This is a genomic window from Kitasatospora sp. NPDC057542 (assembly GCF_042801945.1).
Lineage (GTDB): Bacteria > Actinomycetota > Actinomycetes > Streptomycetales > Streptomycetaceae > Kitasatospora.
In genome coordinates this window covers 1-3,703 of the sequence record NZ_JBHVFE010000660.1, presented here as the reverse complement: position 1 = coordinate 3,703, position 3,703 = coordinate 1, and the positions used below count along the sequence as shown (strand labels likewise).

Annotated in this window: 3 protein-coding genes; all 3 read left to right on the top strand. The window is 68.9% G+C overall.

Annotated elements, in window-relative coordinates:
* The first annotated feature begins 537 nt into the window (after positions 1 to 537).
* The 3 genes from ACFU7Y_RS41655 (at position 538) to ACFU7Y_RS41645 (ending at position 2,917) form a co-directional block, all read left to right on the top strand.
* Positions 538 to 939, top strand: coding sequence for a hypothetical protein (locus ACFU7Y_RS41655; RefSeq protein ID WP_380771623.1), 402 nt, complete (start codon positions 538 to 540; stop codon positions 937 to 939).
* Between the two features lie 180 nt (positions 940 to 1,119).
* Complete coding sequence (locus ACFU7Y_RS41650) at positions 1,120 to 2,457, top strand: M14 family zinc carboxypeptidase (RefSeq protein WP_380771622.1); 1,338 nt, start codon at positions 1,120 to 1,122, stop codon at positions 2,455 to 2,457.
* A gap of 190 nt (positions 2,458 to 2,647) precedes the next feature.
* Complete coding sequence (locus ACFU7Y_RS41645) at positions 2,648 to 2,917, top strand: hypothetical protein (protein WP_380771620.1); 270 nt, start codon at positions 2,648 to 2,650, stop codon at positions 2,915 to 2,917.
* The last annotated feature ends 786 nt before the right edge of the window (positions 2,918 to 3,703 follow it).

Genomic DNA, 3,703 nt, shown 5'->3' with positions numbered 1-3,703 from the left:
GAGACCTTAGACAAGCCTCATCATCCCAGTTCAGAAGGCACTTTCGCGTTCCCGCTCATGATCCGGACACGGCCCCAAGTGAAACGCGCAGGCTAGCCGTTCGTGGCACCAGCGCACCCCACGGGCCCCGGTCTCCTCGGGAGCTCTGCGACTCGGGAGAAACGAGAGGTCACCGTGCGGCGGGCTCGCACCACCAACACCAACGAGTGATCAAGCACGCGGTGTTGACCGTGGTGGTGGCCGCGAAGACGCCGGACGCCGCCGCTCTTGATGGAGGCATCAGTGCACCCGGTATCCGCAAGGCATCCGTCCGACGCCCACGCGACCACCACCACTCACGAGTGCCAGGGTCGCGCGCCGGTCTACCCAAAGGCGTCACCGGCCCGGATGCGAGAAGGCGTCACGGCCCCCCTACAGCACTTGTCAGCGATTTCCCCGACAGCGGTTGTCGGCCTGTTCGACGGGAAATGTTGCCGAGAAGTGGCAGCGCTTGGGTCGTGTCGCTTTGGCGGAAGTCGGTGGCACAGTGCGCCGGGCATGAACCATGATCTGTCCATGGAACGAGTTATTGATCTTGATGAGGCGGCTGCAGAAGTAGCTGATCGGGCGCCGGGGTGGCGGGCTGCTGGCCTGACCGTTGGTCAGGTGACCTGGCGCGACCATTCAGTGCCCTGGACTCAGCGGTTTGAGACGGACAGGTCGGTGGTGAACGATCCTGACTCCGTTGGTGTGCTCATCTCGGGCCCGGCGGAGGCTGAGCTGTCGGTGGTGCTGTTCCGTGGTGGCTGGGCCGATGTCGACTACGTCGCCAGCATGGACGACGCTGGCGCCCTTCCGGCTTCGGGTATCGCTTCAGCTCGGGAGTTCGGAGTCCAGCTCGACGGCTGGGTGGCCCGCGTGTTCGGTCGGTCCTCCTATTCCGGCGAACCGAACCCGTGACGGGATCGAAGACGCCGGACGTTGGGGAGGGTCGGGGGACCACCGAGGTCAGCGGCCCGAGCGAGGGCTGAGCAGCAGGCCGGGCCAGGCGTCGTCAACACGCCCCAGCCCGGCCCGGGGCGGCCACCCCTTCGCATGGACGCACACCAGGACAGGCTCGCACCGACGGGGAGGACCATCATGTTCACCGACGCTTCGACCACCGCGGGCAGGGCCGTGCTCGACGACCGCTACCCCGCGCTGGACGAACTCGCCGACGCCGCACGCCAGCTGGCCGACCGGCACCCGGACCTGTGCCGCGTGCGCACCCTCGGAACCTCCCGCGCCGGGCGCCCCCTGCTGCTCCTGACTGTCGGCCGCGCCGTCGACCATGTCCTGGTCGTCTCCGGCGCCCACGCCGACGAGTTCTCCGGCCGCGCGAGCGTCCTGGAACTGGCCCACCGCGTCCTGGCGCAGCCGACCCTGCGCTCCGGGGTTACCTGGAACTTCCTGCTCTGTCTCGACCCCGATGGCGCCCATCTGGCGGAGGAGAGCCGTCATGCCCGCACCCTGCCCGCCTACTTCGCGGCCTTCTTTCGCCCCGTCGCCGAGGAGCAGCCTGAGTGGGCCCCGGCTGTCGGCGCTGGCCTGCCCGAGAGTCGTATCCTCCTTGACCTGATCGACGAATTGCGTCCGCGTCTGCAGTTCTCCCTCCACTCCACCGATGTCGGCGGCACCTTCGTTCAGGCCACCCGCGACCTGCCCGGCCTCGCCGAACCGTTCGCCAAGTCTGCCGCCGGCCTCGGTATCCCCGTCGACTCCGGTTCCTTCGACACGTTCTGGCTGTGGGAGCCTGGCCCGGGCGTTTTCATCATGGACCCCGGCGACATCGACCGGCAGGAGAGCACCACCGGCATGCTGCCCGCATCCGGGAGCCCGGGCGACGAGCCGGACACCGCCGAGAGGGGCGTGCGGGCCACCACCTGGTTCACCCCGCAGCGCCACGGCGGTGACACCCTCATCATCGAAGTCCCCGTCTGGGCCGCGCACCCCGACCCGACCCGACCGGCCCTCGATGCCCGCGCCCACCTGACCGCCTGCGCCGACCAGCTCCGCCACCACGGCCACCAGATCACCGAACTCCTCGACACCGCCCTGCCCCACCTCACCGACACCCCCCTGCTGCGCGCCACCGACACCCCGCTGACCGCCCTGCGCCAGCTCGCCGACCAGTGGCACCCCCGCACCGGCGGAGAACGCCTCCTGCAACCCGGCCTCATGACCCCCGCACGCCTCGACGGCATCACCCTGTGGACCCACCGCCTACCCATACGCACCGCCGCCCTGCTGCGCCGCGCCCTCGGCCCGGCCGACGAGCACACCGCACCGGTCGCCGACCGTCTCGACCACCTGCTGCGGGACTGGACCGCCCGGTACGAGCAGCGGTTCCGGCCCACGTGGATCCCAGTAGCGTGCCAGGCCGCCCACCAGGCGAACACCGTCCAGGCTGCTGTGGAACTCAGCCTGCGCACGGCATGACCGGCAAGTCGTCGGCCTTGTGGGTCTTCGGGAGCCGGCCCAGGCACTGGACGAAGCCCTTCTTCTCGTCCCTGCCCATCCGGGGCAGGCCGAACTCGACGAGCGCGGCATCGGAGGAGAGTCAGCATGAGAACTGCTGGCGGAGAACAACGTCCCCTTCGTTCTCGCCGAGTCGGACCGGGTCATCCTCATGCACCAGGGTTACCAGTTCGATTTTCTGCGCGGCCCCGGACCCGATCCCGAGGTGTGGTCGTACTGTGAGGGCGGCGGCCCTGGCCAAGTGCCCACCCTGAGCTTCGCCCGGTTCACCGACTGGCTGCAGGCCCACGTCACGCAGCAGACCGAGGCGTGGGCGCGGCTCGTCCCAATGTACGACGCCGAGAAGCAGAAGGGGCCCGGCGAGCGGCGCCTGTACTTCAGCCGCCGCCATCCGGACGGCAGCGTCACAGACGAGCTCTGACGGCGTCCCTGTCACAGCCCCTCGTTGATGACGGAGATGGTGACGGTGGCCTCGTAGCGGACGGCGAGCTTGTCGTATCTCGTGGCCACCGCCCGGTGGTGCTTGAGCCGATTGATCCCACACTCGACCGCGTGACGCTCGCGGTAGTCGGCCTTGTCGAACTTCGGCGGGCGGCCACCACGGGCCCGCCCGGTTTCTTGCGGTTGCGGATCTGGTCGGACTTATCCGGAATCGTGCAGCGGACCCGTGTTTGCGCAGGTAATCGCGGTTGGCTCGGGACCCGTAGAACCTGTCGGCCCGCACCCGGACCGGTCGGCAGCGCGGCCTGCCGACGCCCCGTGGGACGCCCGGATGTGTTCCAGGACCGGCTGGAACTGGGGACTATCGTGCCGCTGGCAGTGACCAGTCATGCCGGGCACCGCGAGGGTCACGGTGGTCGCCCATGACCCGGATGTCCAAAGCCCTCCCCATGTTCGCTTTGGTCCCGGGCAAGCAGTCCCGTTCGCATTGCTGAGGCGTCGTTGCGTGTGTCACCGAGATGCTGGACGGCGGCGGTGAGACACAGTCGCCCGGTTGGCGAGCCAATCGGGTCAGCGGCAGTTGTGGGCCGGCGGATTGCAGAGCCTGACGTCGCGCACGCCTGGCAGGTCGGCGATCCTCTGCCGGAGGACGGCAAGGTCGGCGGCGGGAGCCCTCTCTGCCAGCCTTGGGTGAGACATCCCGCTTTGTCGGGTTAGCCTGAGAGGGCCCGAGTAGGAGTTCCACCCCTGATGACCAGCACCAACC